Source organism: Thermomonas sp. (assembly GCF_019104945.1).
Lineage (GTDB): Bacteria > Pseudomonadota > Gammaproteobacteria > Xanthomonadales > Xanthomonadaceae > Thermomonas.
This window is the reverse complement of sequence record NZ_JAHRWW010000024.1, coordinates 1-23,832: the sequence shown is the minus strand read 5'-3', so window position 1 is coordinate 23,832 and position 23,832 is coordinate 1. Positions and strand designations below refer to the sequence as shown.

Here is a 23,832-nt window from a genome sequence, read left to right as displayed (position 1 = left end):
GCCACCGAAGGTCGATTGAGTGCGTGGGGCGGCAGTGACTCTGCGAGTTTGTTGGCGTGGGGCTTAATCCGCCAAGCCGCGCAGCAACTCGTTGACCGAAGTTTTGCTGCGGGTCTTCTCGTCCACCTGCTTAACGATCACTGCGCAATACAGCGAATGGCTGCCATCGGCGGCCGGTAGCGAGCCAGACACCACCACGCTGTATGGCGGCACGCTGCCGTAGCTCACTTCACCCGTAGCGCGATTGTAGATGCGGGTGCTCTGGCCGAGGAACACGCCCATGCCGACCACGCTGTGATGGCCCACCACGAAGCCTTCCACCACTTCCGAACGCGCACCGATGAAGCAGTGGTCTTCAATAATCGTGGGGCCAGCCTGCAACGGCTCCAGCACGCCGCCGATGCCGACGCCACCGGACAGGTGTACGCCCTTACCGATCTGCGCGCAGCTGCCCACCGTGGCCCAGGTATCCACCATCGTGCCCTCGCCAACATACGCACCGATGTTGACGAAGCTGGGCATCAGCACCACGTCGCGGCCGATATGGCTGCCCGCGCGCGCCACCGCGCCCGGCACCACGCGCACGCCCTGCGCACGGAACGCGGCCTCATCAAAACCAGCAAAGCGCGACGGCACCTTGTCCCAGTACGGCGACGGCGCGGCATCGATCAGGGCCATATCTTGGGTGCGAAAATACAGCAGCACCGCTTTTTTCAACCACTGGTTGACCTGCCAACCGCCACTGCCATCCGGTTCGGCTACACGCAGGCTACCTTGCTCTAAGCCTGCAATAGCCTGATCCACTGCCGGGCGCACACGCGTGGCGATATCGTCTGCGGTGAGGTCGGCGCGGCGCTCCCACGCGTCTTCAAGCGTGTGGCGCAGCGCATCAAGATTGGTATCCGTCATTTTTGTTCTCCATCAAGAGTGGCCAGTAAAGCAGTGCGCAACGCGGCGCATTGCTCAGGCGTAAGGGGTTGGTTGTGTTCGTCGCTGACCAGCAGCAAGTCTTCCGCGCGCTCGCCGAAGGTGGCGATGCGCGCATCGTGCACACGCAACCGTTGTTCACGCAGCACGCGTGCCACGTCGGCCAGCAGGCCGGGGCGGTCGTTGCAAATCAGCCCGATGCGGGTACCGCCCGCAATGTCGGTAAAGTCCAATTGCGGAGGAATGCGAAAGTGGCGCATGTGGCGCGGCTGGCTCCGCTTGGCCGGCCGCATATGCGCCACATCACCCGCCAAGGCGCGCGCCAGCGACTGCGCCAGATGCGTTGGCTCTGGGGCTTGTCGTGCATCCACCGGCAGAACGTGGAAAGTATCGAAAATTGTGCCGTTAGGCCCGTCCAGCACACGCGCCTGCAGCACGCTCATACCCAAACGATCCAGCGCAATGACTATGGCCGCAAACAGGCCGTCTTGGTCGGGCATATGCACCAGTAAATCCAGCCCATCGCGACCATCGCGTCCCGGCATAGCGCGCACCGCAACAACGGCATCGCCTTCGTCGGCCGTATGCAGCGCTGTGGCCTGCCAAGCGATCTGATCCGGACGGCTGCGCAAGAAGGTCTCTTGCGGCATGCGCGCAAATAGTGCGGTGATGCTGGCCTCTTCCTCACCCGCCGCTTGCAGCAAAATACGCGCCGCTTCGCGGTTTTCTTCGATGCGCTCATTCGCGGCCACCGGATGCCCAAGCCCGCGCCGCAATGCAAGACGCGTTGCCGTGTGCAGGTCTGCGAGCAGCCGGTCTTTCCAGCTATTCCAGAGCTTCGGTGAAGTCCCCGCAATATCGGCGCAGGTGAGCAGATAGAGGTAATCCAAGCGCTGCCGATCGGCAACGGTTTCTGCAAACCGATGGATCACGTCGGGGTCGGTAATATCTTGCTTTTGTGCGGTTGAAGACATGAGCAAGTGCTGCTGCACCAGCCATTCCACCAGCGCGGTATCGGCTTCAGACAACCCATGGGCTTCGCAAAACGCACGCGCATCCACCGCGCCCAACTGCGAATGATCGCCACCGCGGCCCTTGCCAATATCGTGAAATAACCCCGCCAGCAGCAATAATTCCGGCTTACGCAATGATGGCCACACTTGCTGCGCAATGGAAAAACGTGCATCTGAATCTGTGCTGGAAAAGCTCGCCATATTGCGCAGCACCGCCAGCGTGTGCTGATCGACGGTGAAGACATGGAATAAGTCGAACTGCATGCGCCCGGAGACTTTTTGAAACGCCGGAATCCAGCGTGCCAGCACGCCCGCGCGCGCCATACGCTCAAGTGTCAGTACCGGCTGTGGGCCGCGCAAAAGCTGTAAAAATGCATCGCGTAACTCTGCACTCGCCTGCTCGTAGGCGGGCACTTGCTCCAACTCTTGTGCAAGCTCGCGCGCCGTTTCTGAGTGCAGCCCGCGCAGCTCCGGGTGCGCCGCCCATGCGGCATAAAGTGCAAAGACATGGGCAGGGTTTTGCTGCAGCCAACCCGTTGCGCTTGCCGCTAGATAGCCGCCACGGCTTTCAAAATGCCCATCGATCAGCTCTGGTTTTGAAGCGCCTTCAAAGTATTCGTCAAACCGCTGCAACAGCCGATCACCGATCCTGCGCACCAGCGCCGCGCTGCGGTAAAAGCCCTGCATCATGCGCTCAACCGCAAGCGCGTCTGCATCATCGCAATAGCCTAAGCGCTCGGCCAAAAGTTTTTGGTAATCAAAGCGCAGCCGCTCTTCGCGGCGCCCTGCAACCAGATGCAAACCAAAACGCAGGCGGCACAGCGCGCGGCGCTCACGTTCCAATGCCGCAGCCTCGTCCCAGCCGATCCGCCCAAGTTCAATGAGCTTATCCAGATGGCGCACGCCAAAGCTACGCAGCGCGAGCCAACCCAGTGTGTGCAGATCACGCAACCCACCCGGCCCGTCTTTCAAATTCGGTTCAAGATTGTCCGACGTATCGCCAAAGCGCACGTGCCGCAGCCGCTGTTCTTCACACTTCGCGTCAAAATAGGCCTTCGCAGGCCACACGCGCTCTGCTGCGATGGCCTGCTGAAGCTGTTGCGCTATTGTCTCGCCCGCACACAGCGCGCGCGCCTCCATCAGCGCGGTGAGCACAGTAAGATCACCCGCAGCCTCCGTGCACTCCTGCAAGGAACGCACAGCTTGGCTGGCGGCAAGCCCTGCATTCCACAGCATGGCCACGAAACGCTCAAGCTGATCGCGCCAGAGATGCTGCTCGTGCGGCTCGGCCAAAACGAGAAGATCAATATCCGACTGCGGAAACAGTTCGCCGCGCCCATAGCCGCCAACGGCAAACAACGCTAACGGTGCATCATTTGGAAAACAGCACCACCATGCGGCGCGCACCTGCACATCTACCGCACGCGCACGCAGCGCAACTAAGCGGTCGGCGGGAGCCCCGGCATCAAACCGGCGCGCCAATTTGGCATCCGTTGCCGCCAGAGCCTGCCGCGCCGCAACAGCCCAAGCGGCGTCGTCACATGCGGGCGCGGCATCTCCCGGCTGCGTACTCACAGATCGTTATCGTCACCCGGCACGCGGGTCAAAATTTCAGCCCCATCACGGGTCACAACGATCATGTGCTCCCACTGCGCCGACAACTTGCGGTCTTTGGTGACCACCGTCCAACCATCGGGCAGCAACCGCGTATGCCGCGCGCCTTCGTTGATCATCGGCTCGATGGTGAATGTCATGCCTTCTTTGAGCACCAAACCTTCGCCCGGCTTGCCGTAATGCAGCACTTGCGGGTCATCGTGATAGACCTTGCCAATGCCGTGGCCGCAGTATTCGCGCACCACAGAAAACCGGTTTTCTTCCGCATAGCTTTGAATGGCGTGGCCGATATCCCCCAGCGTTGCACCGGGCTTTACCGCACGGATACCACGGAACATGGCTTCGCGGGTCACTTCAACCAGCCGTTTAGCCATTACCGACGGTGTGCCAACGTAGTACATGCGGCTGGTATCACCGTGCCAACCGTCTTTGATCACGGTCACGTCGATGTTCATGATATCGCCGTCTTTAAGCACCTTGGCTTCGCTGGGGATGCCATGGCAGATCACATTATTGACGGAGGTGCACAGCGTCTTCGGATAGCCGCGGTAGCCAACGTTGGCCGGAATCGCGCCCTGCACGTTGACGATGTAGTCATAGCAGATGCGATCGAGCTCTTCGGTGGTCACGCCGGGTTTGACGTGTTCCGTGATCATTTGCAGCACCTCGGCGGCCAAACGGCCAGAGATGCGCATTTTTTCGATTTCAGCCGGGGTTTTCAGATTGATAGTCATTTGCGGATTATCGCGCATTCTGGGCCGCGCGGCTTCACATCCCGGCCACGCATTCACTCTTCGCGGAGCACGCGATAAATAAGCTCCAGCGCAAACCCACGCCGCAGCAGAAAATCGATGGCTTTGCGCTGCACCTCGCGCGACTCCGCGGCCTGCGGGTAGCGGCGCTCAAGCAGGTGCCGCATATTCTCCAGCCAGTCGCCCTCATAGGCCTCCAGCGCTTCATCAATCTGCGCCGAAGGCAGACCGTGGGTTTTCAGCTCAGCACGGACATACAGTGGCCCGTAACCGCTTTCCGCGCGACTGCGCACCAAGGACGCGGCAAACCGCGCATCGTTTTGCCAACCAGCCTCGGTAAGCCGGTTGATCGCCTCCATCGCAAGCCCGGCCTCTACGCCACGTTGCAGTAGCTTGCGTTCTAATTCAACGCGGGAGTGTTCGCGCCTAGTCAGCAAAGATAGTGCGCGCTGGGTTGGTGTGGGTTCCGGACGGCGACGACGACGCCCCACTGACGAGGTGTCTGCATCGCCATCGCCGTCCGTTGCCATCATTCGTCGCTGCCCTCGCCTTCATCGCGCGAGGCTTCTTGTGGCACAAACTTCTCGCGCAGCGCGGCTTCTAGGCGCTTTGCGGCTTCCGGGTTTTCTTTGAAGTATTGGCGCGCATTTTCTTTACCCTGGCCAATTTTCTCGCCGTCGTAGCTGTACCAAGCACCGGCTTTTTCTACCAGTTTGGCGTCCACGCCCATGTCGATCAGCTCGCCTTCGCGCGAGATGCCTTCGCCGTACAAAATCTCCGTGACAACCTGCTTGAACGGAGGCGCCAGCTTGTTTTTGACCACTTTGATGCGGGTCTGATTGCCGATGATTTCATCGCCCTTTTTGATCGAGCCAATACGCCGAATATCCAGGCGCACCGAGGCGTAGAACTTCAGCGCATTGCCGCCGGTGGTCACTTCCGGGCTTTGCCCCGGCATCATCACGCCGATCTTCATGCGCAGCTGGTTGATGAAGATCACCAGCGTATTGCTGCGCTTGATATTGCCGGTCAGCTTACGCAGTGCTTGGCTCATCAGGCGGGCCTGCAGGCCGGGCAGTTGGTCGCCCATCTCGCCTTCAATTTCAGCCTTGGGTGTAAGTGCGGCTACCGAGTCCACCACCACCATATCCACCGCGTTGGAGCGCACCAGCATGTCGGCGATTTCCAGCGCCTGCTCGCCAGTATCGGGCTGCGACAGATACAGGTCATCTAGATTGACGCCCAGCTTCTGCGCATACACAGGGTCTAGCGCGTGCTCGGCATCGATAAAGGCGCAAGTACCGCCCAGCTTTTGGCATTCGGCAATCGCCTGCAGGGTAAGTGTGGTTTTACCTGAAGATTCCGGCCCGTAGATTTCCACCACGCGCCCCTTCGGCAGGCCACCAATGCCGAGGGCAATATCGAGCATCAACGAGCCGGTGCCCACGGTTTCTACCGCTTCAACCGTGCGGTCGCCCATGCGCATCACCGAGCCCTTGCCGAACTGGCGTTCGATTTGGCCTAGGGCGGCAGCAAGCGCGCGCTTTTTGTTCTCGTCCATTGTGTGCTCCTTGGGTAATGCAAATTGGGAAAAGTAGATGTGGTGTTTCAGTACGAAAGCAGGTTAACCACCTGCCGTCTCACAGACTGCGACGCAGCATGGCTGCAGTGAAAAAATTGCATATTGATGTGGCCAAAGGCATCGGGAAATGCCGCATGCGGCCTTCAGCCCACTACGCATTGGGCCGTACCAAGCCGCAGTACAGGCCTTCGATGGCAAACTCCTGCCCCGGCCGCACTTCAATGGGTGCGTAATCGGGGTTGCGTGGCAGCAGGCGCACTTTGCCTTGGCCAATACGCAACAGCTTGACGGTAATTTCATCGTCGATCCGCGCAATTACAATCTGCCCACTGCGTGCCTCGGCGGTGCGGTGCACGCCGATCAAGTCGCCGTCAAAGATGCCTTCATCGCGCATGGAATCGCCCTTGACCTTCAGCAGATAGTCTGGCTTGGGCGAAAACAGCGCGCGATCCATCAGCAGCACTTGGTCTGAACCAATATCCGCGCCAATAGGCACACCGGCCGCCACCTGCCCCAGTACTGGTAGGTGCAGGGCGTCATCATTCGCGGCCAGCGCCAGTTGCTGCGGGCGGTCTTCCGGTGCACGCAGCAAGCGCAGGCTGCGCGCGCGACCGGGGCTACGCTCGATCACCCCTGCGGCTTCTAAGGCCTCCAAGTGGTACTGCGCGGCACGCACGCCCTTGAACCCAAAGGCGCGAGCGATTTCCGTCTGTGACGGTGCAAAGCCGTCTGCTTCAATGCGATCGGCCAAATAGGCGTGTATAGCGCGCTGGGTGTCGGTGATGTCCATGGTTAGTAGTAGTATTACTACTAACAAACATCCTCGTCAACACTTTTACTCAACCAAGTTGCGCCGCAAGCCCCTGCAATGCTTTGGTCACGGTTTGTCGCCGTACCGCGTCGCGGTCGCCTGCGAAATGGAAGACTTCCGCGCGGGCATAGCCACCACGCCGTTTCCAGCCGATCCACACCGTCCCTACCGGCTTGTCGTCACTACCGCCACCCGGCCCCGCGATGCCCGTCACCGCCACCGCAATTGTGGCACCGGAATGCACCAGCGCGCCGGACACCATTTCCACCACGGTTTCGCGGCTCACCGCGCCGAATTGCTCCAAGGTTTCCGGACGCACGCCCAATAGCGCCTGTTTGGCTTCATAGCTATAGGCGGCCATGCCGCAGTCGAACCAGCCCGACGAGCCCGGCACATCGGTCATGCATTTGGCGATCCACCCACCGGTGCAGCTTTCCGCCGTCACCAGCATTTGTCGCGCCGCCAAAAGCTGCTGCCCAAGGGCTTCTGCCAGTGCTTCTAGTTCTTGATCGGTGGGGCCGTTCATGCGCGTGCCTGCTCAATACCAGAGGGCGTTGTAGCGCATATAGCGTGAAAACGAAACCGCCCCATCACGCTGAGGCGGCTTGTTTCACCTGTTTAGAATTGAAAGCGCAGCGTTGCCCCATACATTGCAGGTGCCCCCAAAAACGCGTCGTAGGTGTTTTTGGGGTTGCCCGGGTCAGGCGTTCCAAGCGCCTGTAGTGGGCCATCGAACCCTACCTGCACATAGTTTTGGTTGAAGATATTGGTGCCCCATAGCTCAACCTGCCAGCGCCGGTCACGCCTGCCAATACCAATACGTGCATTCGCCACGGTATAGGCTTTTTGCAGCTTTTCGGTGTCGAGATCGGAGCCGGTGTTGTACTCCGACATATATTTCGCGCCAATATTGAAACGCGCTTCCAGATTCGAACCAATATCCCACTCATAAGTCACCGACGCCGAACCCGACAGGCGCGGCGCGAAGCTCATGCGTGCACCCGGCAGCTTGTACAGCGCGCCCGGAAACACGAAATCACCCCCGGGAATATCGCGGCCATATTTGGTGTCGGCATACATCAAGCCCGCCTGTAGCATCAGCCCCGGCGCGGCTTTTGGTTGCCACAGCAGCTCTGAATCCAAACCTTTGGAAACAACTTCGGGAATAGAACGCACCACAAAGCTCGTGCCTAGGAAGCTATTGAGCTGGAAGTCGCTATATGTTTGGTGGAATAAAGTGGCGTTGAGTAGAAGATTACCGTCGGCCCACGTCGTTTTTGCGCCCAACTCCCAACTATCAACAAACTCACCGGGGAAGCTGGTGTCATTGACTGGCGTAATGCCCGACCCGCCGCTAGACAAACCGTTGGACGACTGCACCCGGTCCATATTGAAGCCACCGGCCTTGTAGCCGCGTGCATACGAGAGATACGTCATGGCGTGCGCATTCCAGCGATACGCCGCCTTGAGCGTGCCTGACCATTCGTTTTCACTGCGCGACTGGTCAGTTACCCGTCCGTTGTGCTGCACATTCGCCCAAGGCAAGCAGCTATACCCCACGATATTGCTGATCAGTGCCTGTTGATTGGCGGCGGGCAGTGACGCAAACGGCACCCCGCGCGCGGTGAGCGCCGCAGCAATGCGGCCAATCGCCGCTGGGCTCACACCACCGGGGCCGAAGTACGACAGACACCCGGCGCTGCCATTGGGGTTGCTATACGCCGAGTGCAGGTCTTTGGTTTCGCGAGTGTAGCGCAGGCCAAGCGTGAGATCGAAGGCATCGGTGGCATGCCACGTGTTATTGGTAAACAGTGCCGTACTCTTGGCCGATTGCGCATAACGATCGAGTGCGCCAAGGCCCGCAAACGCCGTACCGAACGGCCGCCCAGTGGCATCGGCCATAAACGTCGCGGCATTGGGCAACGCTGCCAGCGCTGGGTTGATCATCGATAGAAGGCCAATGGAAAGATACGGCTCATAAGCCGCGCCAATGCGGTAGCTTTCATTGCGATCAATGGATTCATCGCTATAGAACAGCCCAAACAGCCAATCGAAACGTTCACGGCTACCGGAAAGGTGCAGCTCTTGACTGAAGGTTTTGAAGCGCGCGTAGGACTCATCCTGCTGCGGATTCATGTAGATCAAATCCGCCGTTGTGAAGTCGAAGTCACGCCCGTTGATGGCGTCCCAATCGCGCCCTGCGGTAATCGACGTCAAGCGGCTTCCACCAAACGCATCGAGGTCAAGATTCACCTCTGCCTGCACGCCCTTATCGGAAATTTTCTGCTGGGTGCTGCGGTTGCTATACGCCACGCGTGCCCATGGGTCTGCGGGCCGCGCAATGGCATTTCCGCCCCCAAGTGCATTGATTAAGACGGACGTATCTCCGCTCACCAATTGCACCGCCGTGCAGCAGTTTTCATCGCGCTTGGTGACATCTGCAGAGAGGATGATCTCCGCCCAATCTGCCGGTGCAATGAGCAGCTTAGCGCGGAAGGTGTTGAAGTCTTGGTCGTAGTCGCGGTCTTGCGTGCGTGGGCCTGCGCCGGTTTTTACCTGCATCCAGCCATCACGGTTGCGATGCGCGGCATACACCCGCAGCGCCGCGTAATCGCCCAGCGGTGCATTGAGCGAGCCTGCCAGCCCCAGCGCGCTGTAATTCCCAAACGTCACTTCGCCATCTGCAGCAAACTCGTGATCGGGTTTACGGGTCACGACGTTGATCACGCCCGCCGAGGTATTTTTACCGAACAGCGTTCCCTGTGGCCCTTTCAGCACCTCGATGCGCTCAAGTTCGCCCAGATCACCGAAACCCACCGAATTACGCGGCCGGTACACGCCATCGATCACGATCCCCACCGACGATTCCAGCCCGATGTTATCGCCCACAGTGCCAATGCCGCGCAGGCGCGCCACGGTAATGGTTTCGCTCTGGGTGCTGGTGACCGTGAGCCCCGGCACCAAAATTTGCAGGTCTTTGATGTCGCGCACGCCGGTGTCTTGCAGCGTTTGCTGCGACAGTGCAGTGACCGCAATGGGCACATCCTGCGCCACCTCCTCGCGCTTCTGCGCCGTCACCACCAACGCATCCAGCGTTTTTGCGACTTTCTTTCCTGCCTCCTGCGCCCCTGCAGGTACAGCAAACAGGCCAAAAGCGATTGCAACAGACAGCGTCGTGCACGGCAATGACTTGCGAAGCATGGCGTTCTCCCCAGAATCCCATCGGGGTAAACGCAGAAACCATGAAAAGTCGGCCACTGCTGCAACAGTGCAAGGCTAGAATAGGCCATTGGCCCCGCGCCTGTGCGGCCACAAACGTCATGTATCCACAAAGCGGTGTTACAAGAAGACGCGCAGGCTTCTTGGCTACGCCGGAGCTTGCCCATTGAACAACAAAACCAACACCGCCGAACACACCCCCCTGATGAAGCAATTCTTCGCCGCTAAGGCGGAGCATCCGGACGTGCTGCTGTTCTTCCGCATGGGCGATTTCTACGAGCTGTTTTACGACGATGCGCGCAAGGCAGCGCGGCTTTTGGACATCACCCTGACCCAGCGCGGCAATTCCGCCGGGCAACCGATCCCGATGGCAGGCGTGCCCTACCACGCCGCCGAAGGCTATCTGGCGCGGCTGGTGGCGCTGGGCGAGTCGGTGGCGATTTGCGAGCAGATCGGCGACCCGGCCGCCAGCAAGGGGCTGGTGGAACGCAAGGTGGTGCGCATCGTCACCCCCGGCACCGTCACCGATGAAGCCCTGCTGGACGAACGCCGCGACACCCTGCTGCTGGCGATCAGCCGCGGCAAGCATGGCTATGGCCTGGCCTGGGCGGATCTGGCCAGCGGCCGGCTGCGCGCGAATGAAGTGGGTGGCGAGGACGCGCTGGAAGCCGAGCTGGCGCGGCTGCAACCGGCGGAAACCCTGCTGGCCGACGAAGACGGCTGGCCGGCCTGCGCGCTGGAGTCGCGCGGCCTGCGTCGGCGCGCACCGTGGCTGTTCGATCCTGATTCCGGCCGCCGCCAGCTGCTGCAGTTCTTCGCCGTGCACGACCTCACCGCGTTCGGCATCGACGACAAGCCGCTGGCCACCGCCGCATCCGCAGCACTATTGGGCTATATCGAAGAAACCCAAAAGCAGCGCCTGCCGCATCTGCGCGCGATCGCGCTGGAAACCAGCGACGAAGCGGTGGCGATGAATGCCGCCACCCGCCGCCACCTGGAGCTGGATTCCCGCGTCGATGGCGATATCAAAGCCACCTTGTTGGGCGTGCTGGACTCCACCGTCACGCCGATGGGCGGCCGCCTGCTGCGGCGCTGGCTGCATCGCCCGCTGCGCGATCGCCGCATCGTCGGTGAGCGCCACCACGCGGTGCAAAGTTTGATCGAGGCCCGCGCCGATGACGCCCTGCGCGAGGCGTTCCGCGGGCTGGGCGATCTGGAGCGCATCCTCTCCCGCGTGGCCCTGCGCAGCGCGCGCCCGCGCGATCTGTCCACCCTGCGCGATGGCTTGGCCCTGCTGCCCGCGATGCGCGCGGTGCTGGCACCACTGGATTCGCCACGCCTTACCGCGCTGCACGCCGAGCTGGGCGAACACGCCGACAGCGCCGCCCTGCTGCGCGCCGCCATCGTCGAACAGCCGCCGCTGCTGGCCCGCGACGGCGGCGTGATCGCGCAAGGCTTCGATGCCGAACTCGACGAGCTGCGCCAGCTTTCGACCAATGCCGACCAGTTCCTGATCGACCTAGAAGCCCGCGAACGCGCCGCCACCGGCATCGCCACGCTGAAGGTCGGTTACAACCGCGTGCACGGCTATTTCATCGAGATCAGCAAGGGCCAGGCCGACAAGGCGCCGGTGCACTACACCCGCCGCCAGACCCTGACCAGCGCCGAGCGCTACATCACCGAAGAGTTGAAGGCGTTTGAAGACAAGGTCTTGTCGGCGCGCGAACGTTCGCTTGCGCGTGAAAAACTGCTGTACGAAGACCTGATCGACCAGCTCAACGCGGTGCTGGAACCGCTGCGCCGCTGCGCGCTGGCGCTGTGTGAGCTGGACGTCTTCGCCTGCTTTGCCGAGCGCGCACAAACCCTGGACTGGAGCCAGCCGCAGCTGCGCGAGGAGCCCGGCATCAAGATTGAACGCGGCCGCCACCCGGTGGTGGAGGCGCTGCGCGACGCCCCGTTCGAGCCGAACGACCTCGTCTTCGACGACGCCACGCGCATGTACGTCATCACCGGCCCCAACATGGGCGGCAAGTCCACCTTCATGCGCCAGAACGCGTTGATCGTGCTCTTGGCCTGCATCGGCAGCTTCGTGCCCGCCGCGCGCGCGCAGATCGGCCCGATCGACCGCATCCTCACCCGCATCGGTGCCGGCGATGATCTTGCCCGCGGGCAGTCCACCTTCATGGTCGAGATGAGCGAAACCGCCTACATCCTGCACCACGCCAGCGAACACTCGCTGGTGCTGATGGATGAAATCGGCCGCGGCACGTCCACCTACGACGGCCTTGCTCTGGCCGATGCGGTGGCGCGCCAGCTCGCCGCCAGCAATCGCAGCTACACCCTGTTTGCCACGCACTATTTCGAACTGACCCAACTGGCCGAACCCGGCAGCGGCATTGCCAATCTGCATCTGGATGCGGTCGAACACGGCGACGCGCTCGTCTTCATGCACGCGGTGCGGCCCGGCCCTGCCAACCGCAGCTTCGGCCTGCAGGTGGCGGCGCTGGCCGGCCTGCCCAAGGCCGCGCTGCAACAAGCACGCGCACGGCTTGCAGAGCTGGAAGCGCATAGTCGCGATACGCCCGTCGCGCCACTGAGCGCGCCGGCACTGGATACCCCGCAGCAGTTCGGTTTGTTCGCATCCAGCTCTGCCGCACTCGACGCGCTGGCCGGGATTGATCCCGATGACCTCACCCCGAAACAGGCACTGGAAGCGCTGTACCGGCTGAAGGCGCTGGCATGAACAGCTTCCCACTCCACGCCCTGCTCACCGGCAGCGTGCAGCCCTACACGCGTCCCGGCAGCCGCAGCGGCATTGCCAAGCAACCGCGACTCGACAAAGTGTGGATCAGCCCACTGGGCCTAGAAGGCGACGCCCAAGGTGACCTGCGCGTACACGGCGGCCCCGACAAAGCCGTGCACCACTACGACTACGCGCACTACGCCAACTGGCTAAACGAACTTGGCCCACTTCCGGTGCTGCAACAGCCCGGTGCGTTTGGTGAAAACTTGAGCACCGCCGGGCTATCGGAAAGCAACATTTGTTTGGGCGACCGGTTTCAATTGGGCGGTGCGCTGCTGGAAGTGAGCCAAAGCCGCCAACCCTGCTGGAAACTCAACGACCGCTTCAACGTGCCGAACATGGCCAAGCGCGTGCAAGACAGCGGCCGCACCGGCTGGTACTACCGCGTGCTGCGCCCCGGCCTTGTTCACGTATCGGACGTACTTACGTTAGTCGAACGCCCGCACCCCGCATGGCCACTGCAGCGCATCAACCACATTCTCTACACCCCCACCCTAGACCCCGACCAACTTCGCCCCATGCTCGAACTGCCGCTGGTGCCCTCGCACCACAAACTCGCATTGCGCAGGCTAGAGCAAGGGCAGGTAGAAGATTGGACGAAGCGGATTGAGGGGCCGGAAAAGTAGCCTAACGCTACACCACCGGCAATTTATCGCCTGAAAGCATTAAATCAGCCTGAAGTGTGCTTAACGCGAAGGCGAGCAACGACATCGGCCACAGGTTTAACCCTGCCAGCGGCCACATCCTGATCACCTAGCGCAAGAATCTTTAGCAAAGCCACCGTTTCCTGCACTTCTTCGAACGAAGCAACATTCTGCAAGGTCGCCTTCGCTTCATCGTTTTTGGTGATCACCAGCGGTTTACGCTGCTCTGCAATGCGCGTCAGAACTTCGGCTGCATTGGCTTTGAGATGACTGACCGGTTTCATCTGTGAAGAGTAGTGCACACCCCCTCTACAAACTAATGAGACCAGCCCCCTTTTTCAATAGGCTGCACATATCAACAAAATCACACCTTTCGATTTCCCTTGTCCGCAGAAAACACCTATCGTCGTTAGTAACTCAGCACTACCCACGAAATGGAGTGATCATGCGCAAGCCCACCGATAGCCCGACCTACCTCACCACCGACTTCGGCGCGCCCGTGCCGGACAACCAGAACAGCCTGACCGCCGGCCCGCGCGGCCCGCTGCTGGCGCAGGACGTGTGGCTGAACGAGAAACTGGCCAACTTCGTGCGCGAAGTGATCCCGGAGCGACGCATGCACGCCAAGGGCTCCGGCGCGTTCGGCACATTCACCGTCACCCATGACATCACCCGCTACACGCGCGCCAAGATCTTCAGCGCGGTCGGCAAGAAGACCGAGATGTTCGCCCGCTTCACCACCGTCGCCGGCGAGCGCGGTGCGGCCGATGCCGAGCGCGACATCCGCGGCTTCGCACTGAAGTTCTACACCGAGGAAGGCAACTGGGACATGGTGGGCAACAACACGCCGGTGTTCTTCATCCGCGATCCGCTCAAGTTCCCCGACCTCAACAAGGCGGTGAAGCGCTGCCCGCACACCAACCTGCGCAGCGCCACCTACAACTGGGACTACTGGACGCTGCTGCCCGAGGCGCTGCATCAGGTGACGGTGGTGATGAGCGACCGCGGCATCCCCGCCAGCTACCGCCATATGCACGGCTTCGGCTCGCACACCTACAGCTTCTGGAACGCAGCCGGCGAGCGCTTCTGGGTCAAGTTCCACTTCAAGACCCAGCAAGGCATCAAGAACCTCAGCGATGCCGAGGCCGAGGCCACCATCGGCCGTGATCGCGAAAGCCACCAGCGCGACCTGTTCGAGGCGATCGAACGCGGCGATTTCCCCAAGTGGACGATGTACGTGCAGGTAATGCCCGAGGCCGATGCGGAAAAGGTCAGCTACCACCCGTTCGACCTGACCAAGGTCTGGCCGCATGCCGACTACCCGCTGATCGAGGTCGGCGTGTTCGAGCTCAACAAAAACGCCGAAAACTTCTTCGCCGATGTCGAGCAAAGCGCGTTCGCGCCCTCCAACCTAGTGCCGGGGATTGGCGTCTCGCCCGACCGCATGCTGCAGGCGCGGTTGTTCAACTACGCCGATGCACAGCGCTACCGGCTGGGCACCAACTACCAGCAGATCCCGGTGAACAAGGCGCGCTGCCCGGTGTCCAGCAACCACCGCGACGGCATCGGCCGCAGCGATGGCAACTACGGCGCCGCCCTGCACTACGAGCCCAACAGCTTCCAGCAGTGGCAGCAGCAGCCGCAGTACCGCGAGCCGCCGCTGAAGATCAACGGCGCGGCCGATCACTGGGACTTCCGCCAGGACGATGCCGACTACTACAAGCAACCCGGCGACCTGTTCCGGCTGATGACCCCAGCCCAGCAGCAGGCGCTATTCGACAACACCGCCCGCGCCATGGGCGATGCGCCGGACTTCATCAAGCAGCGCCACATCGACAACTGCACTAAGGCCGACCCAGCCTACGGCGCAGGCGTGGCGGCCGCGTTGGCGAAGCTGGCGGGTTAAGCGCCCAGCTGACTCACTTAAAAACATAAAAGCAGCAGGCACCAAAGCAAAATGCTAGGTGCCTGTTTGCACAGCAATTATGAGGTGCACTTGAGCATCGAGGTACTGGAGGCCCTGCCTGCAGAGAACGATTAGCCCCCTGTGCTGGACTGGGCAAATAGTTCAGGCTCCGATTTGATCACGTCAATAATTACCGCCATCCTGTCCTCCATTTCTGGTGTTGCATTAGGCACGGCTCCATACGCCCCTCCAATCGCCTCCTGCGCATCACCAGATTCTTTATAGGCAACTAATCCCGCAGCAAGGGCAGCAGCCTCATCCTTGAGTCCGAATGCGGAATAACAGGCAATAATCGCATCCATTTTTTCTGGACCAGCATTTTCTACCGCACCCCAGCCATTGAACTGGCAGTCATCCTCAAAACCTAGGATGAGGAACAGCGGCTTATAGTCTGGCGGAAGGTGCTCAAATTGCTCAGCCGATATTCCGCTGGACAAGTTCGTCGTGGTCGGCAATAGCCCAGAACTTCCGTTCTTGCTCGCTGAGCTCCAGTGGCTTGGTTAGGAATATCCCTTTCTCGTTCTTCCGATGTATCGAAAGTCGAAAGTCGATGATGGCCCGTTCAAGTGACTCCGGAATAACCAGACTTTCTTTCACGTACTCCCCCCAAAGGCATTAAGGCCAAGGCTAAAGCTCAACGCCGCACATGGTGGCGGCTACGTCGAAGAACTTCAATCCGCTCTGGCTTACATCTCAAAAAACGCGACATCGCGAGTGCCGCGCTCCCACCATTGTTGGGCAAACTTGGCCGACCCGGCCCACGCCCGCGTATCTTGCAAACTCAGTTTGCAGCATGAACAAGCCGCGGCGAGTAAAAGCGCTCAACGCCTTCCTGCAGCAACAGCGCACCAGCGATATAAGCCATCGTTGTGCCTACATAGAGCGATACCCACTGACTGAAGTTCGCCACCCAACCTGCAAACGTCGGCGCAGGCACATAACCGCTCAGCCAATAGAACGTGACGTTAGTTAACCAGAATGCAGCAAGGGTGAGCATCGAGCCAACCACAAATGAAACCAGCTTGGGCTTCCTATGTACTGCGCACCACGCGCCACCAAACCAGAGGCCCGCATAAGCAACAGGCTCAGACAAACTTGCCCAGCTAATACCGAGCGCGTTAGGGGTGAGGCCCGCCCACAACATCGTGCCTAAGTCGGTCATCACTGCCAGCAGGAAGAAACCAAAAAATGCTACGTGCTTACGCAGGTACAGCCCACCCAAGAAAAACACAGCCATCGAAGCGTTCGCACAGACCACCGAAAGACCAAGTAAGTAGCACCGCGTTGACACTAAGAGCACGGCCAAAAGAACGGCCACCAGCCAAGCATTTTTACGGGTGAGATTTGTCATACAAGCACTCCTTTAGGCATGTTGAACATCACTTGGAAGGACGCCAGTTCAGCGTCAGCATGAAATTGCGACGGGGTTGATTGAAGTACCAAGCTGTTTCGTAATTTTTGTCGAGCACATTGTCAACGGAAAGTTGTAGCTGCCAATCCGTATTGAGCTTCCAACCGGCACGTAGATCCAGTAACCCGTACCCCCCCAGCGAATGCTGGTTACCGATATCGTCAAAACGGCGCGAGGCCACGCTCCAGCCGCCGCCCAACGTGAAGGCACCCAGTGTCCGATCAACATCCAATCGCGCACTCCGCTCAGGCCGCCGTGGCAGCAGCTTGTTATCGTTCACACCACTGGAAGAATCGTTGCGTGACCGCATCACGGTTGCGGTAGCGCGCACGTCAAACCCACCGAGCTTGGCACCCAACACGGCTTCAATCCCTTGAATGTGGGCGCGTCCGATATTGGCAGGCTTATAGGTCGCCGCATCGAACGTAATCATGTCGCGAATATCGTTGCGATACGCCTCAACGGACCAATAGCCAAATGCCTTCGTGCCACGCAGGCCAAACTGCACATTGCGTGAAGTTTCCGGCATCAAATTCGGATTGGCATAGCCCGGATAGTAGAGATCGTTGAACGTTGGCGCGCGGAATGCAGTACCGTAATTCGCGGTAAGGCGCAGCGCCTCCGAAAGATCCAAACCCCAAAGTAGACTGCCCGTGGTTTTGTGTCCGTATTGACTATTGTCATCACGGCGTAAATTGGCCTGCAGCGACTGCGCGCCAAAACCCGCCTGCCACTGCGCAAAAGCACCGCGAATAGTACGCCCAGTGAAGCTATACGCCACGTTACTGTCGAGCTTTTGCTGCTCCCAATCGTAACCCAGCGTCACTAGTCCATTGCCCGTATCGATATCCGTCTGCAGTGAGCCTAAATTGCGCCTGCTATTGATATGCCCGCTCTCCACCTTACCCAGCGCGCCCTTCAGCATATAGGTGCTGGAGTCCATGCTAGAGCCTCCGCGCAAACTGAACTTAACACGCTGATTCAGCGCAAAGCGAAGCTGCCCGCCTACGGATTGAGTAATGAACTCGTCACCTTTGTAATCTAGGCCGGTTGCGTAATCTAAGCCGTCGTAATCACTCCAACCTTCACTGCGCATCGCCACACCATCAACAGACCATGCTTCGTTGAAGCGGTATCCCGCGGTTAGCGACAGCGCGTTATCCAGAAAACCATCGCGGTCTGGCTGGTCGGCATAACAACCTGCAAAGGCCGAAGCGGCCCCCATACGGCAAGCGTTGATACCATCGGTACGGTGATGACTTGCTTGAACGGAAATCCACCCATTGTCGGTCGAGCTTGAAAGCCCAGCCGAGGCTTTACGCGTTGCCCAACTCCCCGTTGTTACGCTCACGTTGGGAACGAAACTCCCCGCAGCGTGACGCATAAAAATTTGCACGACGCCGCCAATAGCATCAGAGCCGTACAAGCTTGAAAACGGCCCACGCACGATCTCAACGCGCTCCACTTGGTCGAGTGGGATATACGAAAATGCCACCGCCCCTGCACTCACTAAACCGATACGCACGCCATCCACCAACACGGCCAACTGGCTAGCCGACGTGCCGCGCAAATAGAGTCCCGCCGACTTCCCAGGACCACCGGTATCGCTCATCGACATACCGGGCGTCGCGACCAAAAGGTCCATCAACGATGCCGGTTGCAACAGATCGATGTCCTCGCGGGTGATTACCGTCATCGAAGCCAAGGTTTGATCCTGCGTTTGCGCCGTGCGCGTGGCGGTCACCACAACGTGCGGCAAATCAGTTGCGGCCTCATCGGCCGAGGCAACAAACGAAACAAGCGACAACGCAGCCGCGATCGCGCAACTGATTACAGACTTAGACAACATAAATACTCCTGCCCGCACCTACCCGCACGGAATAACGGCGATATAAACAGGAGACGAAATGAGACGACGGCGCGAGCGCGCCGACCGCACTCATGCCCGCCGCATGTTCGGTTTACGCCTAAGGCCGGTCTCCGGGCTTGTGAGTGAAGAAAACGCCTCCCGGGCCGCGCCTTCCCGTGCAAAGCACAGTGGCTAAATGCGAACCCTGACTCACCTACCGTTGCGGGGGCAGCTCCGGAATTGCAATCAATCGCGCACCGGATTCCCGTTTCAATTCATCGCTTACACGACAAATCACCCTGGGCAGTGCGCATGATAGCGGATCGAAACCAATTACGCTCACTGACTGGGCAAGCATGTGGCTTACACCACAGCAGCAATCGCCTCACGCAAAATGCGATACCCCTCAACCAACCGCGGCCCTGGGCGTCCTAGCAAAGATTCAGTAACGGCAAGAATGCGGTTGTTGGCTACCGCCGGGATAACATCCCATCCGGGCCGCCCGCGCACCACATCGGCGCGGTATTTTTCCTGTTTGACGCCACACCAGCTCATCACAATGATGTCCGGCATCTCCGCAAGTGCGGTGCTGTTTTCCATCGGCACACTTTTGGCATCCACGTCGGCCCACGGGTTCACGCCACCGGCAAGTGTGATCATATCGGTTGTCCAAGAACGTTTCGCAGGCGCGATTACCGGCTTCGGCCACCACTCCACCAAGACCTTTGGACGTACCCCTTGCGGTTGTACCGCTGGCATTGCAGCGCTCATTTCAGAAGTCAGCTGCACGCCACGCTCAGGCACACCAAGCACTTCCGCGATGCGCTGGATATTGGCATAGACCTCCTCCAGCGAGGTTGGATCGGAAACCAAAACCGCAAGCCCCGCTTGCTGCAAACGCGCAACCACTTTCTCATGCCCCGGCACCGTGTTTGAAGTCAGTACAAGGTCGGGGGCAAGCTCGCGCACGATACCTTCGTCCAGATCTAAATCGCGTCCAGCCTTGGGCAATGTGTCAACGACTGCGCTTGGATAATCCGAATCCGCATCAATGCCCACCAATAAATCCGCGCACCCCAACGCACAGACAATTTCAGTATTGGATGGGGTATGGGAGAACACACGCATGCCTGACACCTCAAAACAGAAAGGCGACACGGTAACCGACTCCCCCTTAAACGTCGATACTCACCACTCCAGCCGTGCGGGTGCCGCGCAACCACAGGGCGCGGAGGCGGCGCAGGTGGCGACCTTCTAAGCTCACTTTTAGATCAAGACGGTGACGGCAAGCTTGGCCTTGGTGATGCCCTCAAAATTGGCAACTCGCTGTTTGGTGGGAAGCGCTGAGCGACCACTAAGATCAACCGTCAATAGTAGCTGTTGCTACGTCGGATGTAGCGCACTGGCGAATCTTACGAAGACGCTCAGAGCTCACTGACTTAAGAGTTTCACAACTTGAATTTGTGCAATAGCTGCACAATACTGCACGTATGCCAACTATTCACCGCATCGGCTCCGCAAGCATTCGTGTCAATGTTCCGGATCACCGTCCGGCCCACGTGCACGTGGTACTAACCGATCGCCGCGATGCGTTGGTGATGCTGACACGCTAACAGTAGTCAGCCGCACATTAACTGCACGAGACATTGCAGAGGCGCTGGCGTGGATAGCCGATAACCGTGCAACCTGTTACAAGCTCTTTGAGGAGCGCAACCCATGATCCACGATCCGCAGCACACCATCACCGCTGCCAAGCCGCTGACTGGCCAAAGGCTGACGCTAACCTTTGCCGACGGCTATCAGGCTACCGTGGATTTAAGTGAGTGGAGCCGCCGCAAGCCGTTACGGTCGCTGGCCGATGCCGCCGTATTCAAGCGTGCCAAGGTAGATGCGCGGGGCGGCTATGTCGTATTTATAGAAGACGATCTGGAGCTGGCTGCCGATAACCTGCGCAACCTCGCAATTGAGCAAGCGGGAGGGATAGGCCACGAACGCATCTGGAATTGGATGCAGCGCAACAGTTTGACGCAAGAGCGCGCCGCGACGGCCATTGGCATCAGCCGCCGCATGCTGAACTACTACCTCTCTGGTGCAAAGCCTATTCCGTTAACGGTGTGGTTGGCTTGTGTGGGCTGGGAAGCACAGCAAGCGCTGGCAGCTTAACTCCCGCCACGTCAAAAATAGCTGCTGCCACGCCAGAGATAGCGCATACAAACAAACATTCCCACGGGCGTGGGGAATACTCGATCTAGTCATCATCGATGAATGTCACCTCGGAAACGCTCCCCACCGATAGGCGCAGCAGGCCTTAGCGATGCCCTCAAAATTGGCAGCTCACTATTCGGCGGTCGCTGAAAACGCCGAGTGGTAGGTCACGCTGCCTTCGGGGAGCGTGACGCCAAAGGCCAGTGCTTGAAAATACTCTTGCGGTACGCCGGGCAGGGTGAGCGCTGGCTGCTGGGTGAACCCAAAGCGGGCGTAATACTGCGGGTCGCCCAGCACCACGCAGCCCTCTGCGCCTAATGCGCGCAACGCCGCAAGCGCCTGCTGCATCAGCTGCGTACCCACGCCCTGCCCTTGCCGCTGCGGCAGCACGGAAATGGGGCCAAGCCCATACCAGTGCGCCGCACCACCCGAAATACTCACCGGCGAGATGGCCACATGCCCTACGATCTCGCCATCGTCTTCGGCCACCAACGATACGCTGAGCGCATGCGCACGCCGCAGCGCACGCACGATGAAGTGCTCGGTGTGGTCGGTATGCGGGGCATGTTCAAACGCCGCAATCGTCACGGCTTCAATGGCCCCTGCATCGGCGGGAATTTCGTTACGAATCTGCATTAGCCAAGGGCCTGCGCCAAATCTTCCCAAAGGTCTTCTACATCTTCGATCCCCACCGATAGGCGCAGCAGGCCATCGGTGATGCCGGTTGCAGCTTTTACGGCCGGGTCCACCATGCGGTGGGTCAGCCCAGCCGGGTGCTGGATCAATGAATCGGTTGAACCCAAACTCACTGCTGCAGTAAGCACTTTCACCTTGGCCATGACACTGGCTGCTGCGGCATGCCCGCCTTTCACCTCGAATGCCATCAACGCGCCCGGCCCCGCCATTTGCGTGCCGACCAAGTGCCCATTCACCGCACCCGGGAGACCGGGGTAATAGACCTTGGCCACAGCGGGGTGCTCTACAAGGCGCTGCGCCAGCACCTGCGCATTGGCTTGCGCTGCTTCCACACGCAGTTTCAACGTGGGCAGGCCACGGTGCAGCAGATACGCGGCCAGTGGATGCAGCAACGCGCCGGTGGCGGCGCGCATGGTGCGCAGCGGGCCTGCGTGCGCCTCGTCGCAGCACACCACCCCGGCAATCACATCCCCGTGCCCGCCGAGGAACTTGGTGGCGCTATGCCACACATATGTGGCGCCAAATTCTGCAGGGCGCTGCAGCACCGGCGAAGCGAAGGTGGAATCTACCAGCACCGGCACCTTGCCCGCCGCCTGCACCACCGCGCGAATATCGATCAAATTCAGCGTGGGGTTGGACGGTGTTTCAATGATCACCAACGCGGTATCGGCGCGCAGCCGCGCGGAAATCTCCGCCGCGTCGGTAACGAACTCAGCTTCCAGCCCACAGATGCCACTATGCAGAAGATGATCGGAGGTGCCATACAAAGGCCGCACCACCAGCACATGCTTGCCGTGCTGGGCGCGCTCCAACAGCACTGCGGTAAGTGCGGCCATACCCGAACCGTAAGCCACGCAGGCTTCGGTACCTTCAAGCGCAGCAATTGCATCCTCAACTCGCGCTACCGTGGGGTTGTACAGGCGCGCATAAATTGGGTTATGCGCGTGCGCTTCGCCCTTGATCAACGCATCAAAACTGGCCGTTCCCACATCGAGGTCGGCAATGGGATAGGTGGTGGATAGATCCAACGGCGGCGCATGCACGCATAGCTTAGAAAAATCCTCACGACCGGCGTGGACGGCCTTGGTCTGAAAGCGTGACATGGCGAACTCCTATGTGACAGATAGCCCCATCCTAGAACCCTGTTCGCCTACGCGCTACAGTAGCGAAGGATATTTTGATATGACCTACTTCTAACATGCTCGATCGAATTGACTACGCGCTTCTGCGTTTATTACGGAAGAATGCTCGTCTTCCGAATAAGGATTTGGCCGAAAAAGTGGGCATTGCGCCATCCACCGCGCTAGAACGGGTGCGCAAAATGCGCGAAGACAAAGTGCTCTTGGGCTATCACGCCGAAATTGCGCCAGAGGCGATGGGCATTGGCCTTCAGGCGATGGTGTCGGTTCGCCTTGCCAAACACTCACGCGCGTTGGTGGATGGGTTTCATCAGCATTTACTCAGCCTGCCAGAGGTGCTGGCCTGCTATCACGTCGCCGGGGCCGATGATTTTTTGGCGCATATCGGCGTACGCGATAGCGACCACCTACGCAATTTCACGCTCAGTGCGTTGACCGAACGTGCCGAAGTGGCGCATATCGAAACGCGGCTGATTTTTGAATTTCAGCGCAATGTGGAATTACCGCCACTGCTATAACGCGTCCAAATCACCCAGTGCACGAATTAGCCTGCGTGCGCGTTTATCGGGTTTGGTGTCGGGTGGGTGGTAGCCTGAGCGCTCGGCGGCGCGTTGTGCGCGCGCCTGTTCACGCGCCTGCTTCGATGTTTCGGATTCTTGATACAAGGTCTGCGCCACGCTGGCTGGGCCACGCACGTTAGACAGCACGCGCACTTCAATCTCGAACACTTCATCTAGGCGCGTTACGCGCAGCGCGTCCCCCACCCGTACCGCGCGCGATGGTTTAGCGCGTTGCCCCGCAACGTCCACTTTGCCGGTCTCGATGGCGTGTTTGGCCAGCGCGCGCGTTTTGAAAAACCGCGCAGCCCATAGCCACAGATCAAGGCGCACACTCGCGCTCGCTTCGGTCATCTTTAGTCAGCTCAAAACGCAAACGGCCACCCGGAGGTGGCCGCTGCGTATTTTTTTGCGAAAGCTCGGCTTACTCGGCAGCAGCGGCTTCGGCAGCGGCCTTGGCACGCGCCTTGGCGTTGCCGGCCAAGTCTTCCTTGATGCGTGCCTTCTTGCCTTCCAAGCCACGCAGGTAGTACAGCTTGCTGGCGCGCACGGCGCCACGGCGCTTCACTTCCACCGAGTCGATGGTGGCGCTGTGGGTCTGGAACACGCGCTCCACGCCGAAGCCGTAAGAAATCTTGCGCACG

The 23,832-nt window shown here is 59.9% G+C and carries 24 protein-coding genes, 1 pseudogene and 1 riboswitch; of the genes and pseudogenes, 8 read left to right on the top strand and 17 right to left on the bottom strand.

Features of this window, described 5'->3' with window-relative positions; translation table 11 throughout:
* Window positions 1–63: 63 nt before the first annotated feature.
* From dapD to KUL77_RS06575, 8 genes are all read right to left on the bottom strand, one after another.
* On the bottom strand, window positions 64–909 hold the full coding sequence (gene dapD / locus KUL77_RS06610; protein WP_297144772.1) for a 2,3,4,5-tetrahydropyridine-2,6-dicarboxylate N-succinyltransferase: 846 nt from the start codon (window positions 907–909) through the stop codon (window positions 64–66).
* Window positions 906–3,515, bottom strand: coding sequence for a [protein-PII] uridylyltransferase (gene glnD / locus KUL77_RS06605; protein ID WP_297144770.1), 2,610 nt, complete (start codon window positions 3,513–3,515; stop codon window positions 906–908). The genes dapD and glnD overlap by 4 nt, the downstream gene beginning before the upstream one ends.
* Window positions 3,512–4,288 (bottom strand): type I methionyl aminopeptidase, encoded by a 777-nt coding sequence (gene map, locus KUL77_RS06600; RefSeq protein ID WP_297144767.1) that lies wholly within the window; start codon window positions 4,286–4,288, stop codon window positions 3,512–3,514. The genes glnD and map overlap by 4 nt, the downstream gene beginning before the upstream one ends.
* A 53-nt stretch (window positions 4,289–4,341) precedes the next feature.
* Window positions 4,342–4,836, bottom strand: coding sequence for a regulatory protein RecX (locus tag KUL77_RS06595; protein WP_297144874.1), 495 nt, complete (start codon window positions 4,834–4,836; stop codon window positions 4,342–4,344).
* Window positions 4,836–5,867 carry a recombinase RecA gene (gene recA / locus KUL77_RS06590; protein ID WP_297144764.1) on the bottom strand — a complete coding sequence of 344 codons (1,032 nt, stop codon included), beginning with the start codon at window positions 5,865–5,867 and terminating at the stop codon, window positions 4,836–4,838. The genes KUL77_RS06595 and recA overlap by 1 nt, the downstream gene beginning before the upstream one ends.
* Window positions 5,868–6,039: 172 nt before the next feature.
* Window positions 6,040–6,678: a transcriptional repressor LexA gene (gene lexA, locus KUL77_RS06585; protein ID WP_297144760.1), complete on the bottom strand. Its 639-nt coding sequence runs from the start codon at window positions 6,676–6,678 to the stop codon at window positions 6,040–6,042.
* Window positions 6,679–6,727: 49 nt separating this feature from the next.
* Window positions 6,728–7,225 carry a CinA family protein gene (locus KUL77_RS06580; RefSeq protein WP_297144758.1) on the bottom strand — a complete coding sequence of 166 codons (498 nt, stop codon included), beginning with the start codon at window positions 7,223–7,225 and terminating at the stop codon, window positions 6,728–6,730.
* A gap of 92 nt (window positions 7,226–7,317) precedes the next feature.
* The gene (locus KUL77_RS06575) at window positions 7,318–9,900 is read right to left on the bottom strand and encodes a TonB-dependent receptor (protein ID WP_297144754.1); all 2,583 of its coding nucleotides are present in this window, start codon (window positions 9,898–9,900) and stop codon (window positions 7,318–7,320) included.
* Between the two features lie 223 nt (window positions 9,901–10,123).
* On the opposite strand from KUL77_RS06575, the gene mutS reads away from it, so the two are divergent.
* Entirely contained in the window at window positions 10,124–12,661 is a 2,538-nt protein-coding gene (mutS, locus tag KUL77_RS06570) for a DNA mismatch repair protein MutS (protein ID WP_297144871.1), read from the top strand.
* On the top strand, window positions 12,658–13,347 hold the full coding sequence (locus KUL77_RS06565) for an MOSC domain-containing protein (protein ID WP_297144751.1): 690 nt from the start codon (window positions 12,658–12,660) through the stop codon (window positions 13,345–13,347). The genes mutS and KUL77_RS06565 overlap by 4 nt, the downstream gene beginning before the upstream one ends.
* A gap of 44 nt (window positions 13,348–13,391) precedes the next feature.
* On the opposite strand, the gene KUL77_RS06560 is transcribed toward KUL77_RS06565, so the two are convergent.
* Window positions 13,392–13,649 (bottom strand): type II toxin-antitoxin system prevent-host-death family antitoxin, encoded by a 258-nt coding sequence (locus KUL77_RS06560; protein ID WP_297144747.1) that lies wholly within the window; start codon window positions 13,647–13,649, stop codon window positions 13,392–13,394.
* 161 nt (window positions 13,650–13,810) lie between these two features.
* On the opposite strand from KUL77_RS06560, the gene KUL77_RS06555 reads away from it, so the two are divergent.
* Complete coding sequence (locus KUL77_RS06555) at window positions 13,811–15,271, top strand: catalase (RefSeq protein WP_297144745.1); 1,461 nt, start codon at window positions 13,811–13,813, stop codon at window positions 15,269–15,271.
* A gap of 131 nt (window positions 15,272–15,402) precedes the next feature.
* On the opposite strand, the gene KUL77_RS06550 is transcribed toward KUL77_RS06555, so the two are convergent.
* From KUL77_RS06550 to KUL77_RS06535, 4 genes are all read right to left on the bottom strand, one after another.
* Window positions 15,403–15,786, bottom strand: a complete 384-nt coding sequence (locus tag KUL77_RS06550; protein WP_297144743.1) for a hypothetical protein — start codon at window positions 15,784–15,786, stop codon at window positions 15,403–15,405.
* A 326-nt stretch (window positions 15,787–16,112) separates the two neighbouring features.
* On the bottom strand, window positions 16,113–16,682 hold the full coding sequence (locus KUL77_RS06545) for a hypothetical protein (protein WP_297144740.1): 570 nt from the start codon (window positions 16,680–16,682) through the stop codon (window positions 16,113–16,115).
* 28 nt (window positions 16,683–16,710) lie between these two features.
* A complete protein-coding gene (gene btuB, locus KUL77_RS06540; protein WP_297144737.1) occupies window positions 16,711–18,591 on the bottom strand; it encodes a TonB-dependent vitamin B12 receptor in 1,881 nt (626 codons plus the stop codon).
* 104 nt (window positions 18,592–18,695) lie between these two features.
* A riboswitch (cobalamin riboswitch) is annotated at window positions 18,696–18,908 on the bottom strand.
* 46 nt (window positions 18,909–18,954) lie between these two features.
* Window positions 18,955–19,719 (bottom strand): helical backbone metal receptor, encoded by a 765-nt coding sequence (locus tag KUL77_RS06535; protein ID WP_297144734.1) that lies wholly within the window; start codon window positions 19,717–19,719, stop codon window positions 18,955–18,957.
* On the opposite strand from KUL77_RS06535, the gene KUL77_RS06530 reads away from it, so the two are divergent.
* From KUL77_RS06530 to KUL77_RS06515, 4 genes and pseudogenes are all read left to right on the top strand, one after another.
* Window positions 19,718–19,849, top strand: a complete 132-nt coding sequence (locus KUL77_RS06530) for a hypothetical protein (protein ID WP_297144731.1) — start codon at window positions 19,718–19,720, stop codon at window positions 19,847–19,849. The two genes, KUL77_RS06535 and KUL77_RS06530, sit on opposite strands and share 2 nt — an antisense overlap.
* Window positions 19,837–19,938, top strand: a pseudogene (locus tag KUL77_RS06525) (calcium-binding protein); the annotation flags it as partial. The gene KUL77_RS06530 and the pseudogene KUL77_RS06525, both read left to right, overlap by 13 nt.
* 143 nt (window positions 19,939–20,081) lie before the next feature.
* Window positions 20,082–20,204, top strand: a complete 123-nt coding sequence (locus tag KUL77_RS06520) for a hypothetical protein (RefSeq protein ID WP_297144728.1) — start codon at window positions 20,082–20,084, stop codon at window positions 20,202–20,204.
* Window positions 20,205–20,307: 103 nt separating this feature from the next.
* Window positions 20,308–20,754, top strand: a complete 447-nt coding sequence (locus KUL77_RS06515; protein ID WP_297144726.1) for a DUF2442 domain-containing protein — start codon at window positions 20,308–20,310, stop codon at window positions 20,752–20,754.
* 174 nt (window positions 20,755–20,928) lie between these two features.
* Here KUL77_RS06515 and KUL77_RS06510 read toward each other — a convergent pair whose 3' ends face one another.
* Together KUL77_RS06510 and KUL77_RS06505 are read right to left on the bottom strand one after the other, a co-directional pair.
* Window positions 20,929–21,432 carry an N-acetyltransferase gene (locus KUL77_RS06510; RefSeq protein ID WP_297144724.1) on the bottom strand — a complete coding sequence of 168 codons (504 nt, stop codon included), beginning with the start codon at window positions 21,430–21,432 and terminating at the stop codon, window positions 20,929–20,931.
* Entirely contained in the window at window positions 21,432–22,595 is a 1,164-nt protein-coding gene (locus KUL77_RS06505) for an aminotransferase class I/II-fold pyridoxal phosphate-dependent enzyme (RefSeq protein ID WP_297144722.1), read from the bottom strand. The genes KUL77_RS06510 and KUL77_RS06505 overlap by 1 nt, the downstream gene beginning before the upstream one ends.
* Before the next feature lie 95 nt (window positions 22,596–22,690).
* Here KUL77_RS06505 and KUL77_RS06500 point away from each other — a divergent pair, with 95 nt between their 5' ends.
* Window positions 22,691–23,149 (top strand): Lrp/AsnC family transcriptional regulator, encoded by a 459-nt coding sequence (locus tag KUL77_RS06500; protein WP_297144719.1) that lies wholly within the window; start codon window positions 22,691–22,693, stop codon window positions 23,147–23,149.
* Here the strand turns inward: KUL77_RS06500 and KUL77_RS06495 are convergent.
* Both KUL77_RS06495 and KUL77_RS06490 read right to left on the bottom strand, forming a co-directional pair.
* Entirely contained in the window at window positions 23,144–23,542 is a 399-nt protein-coding gene (locus KUL77_RS06495; RefSeq protein ID WP_297144715.1) for an RNA-binding S4 domain-containing protein, read from the bottom strand. The genes KUL77_RS06500 and KUL77_RS06495 overlap by 6 nt on opposite strands.
* 70 nt (window positions 23,543–23,612) lie before the next feature.
* Window positions 23,613–23,832 (bottom strand): 50S ribosomal protein L19 (locus tag KUL77_RS06490; RefSeq protein ID WP_297144710.1); only part of this gene is annotated, 220 nt, incomplete at its 5' end.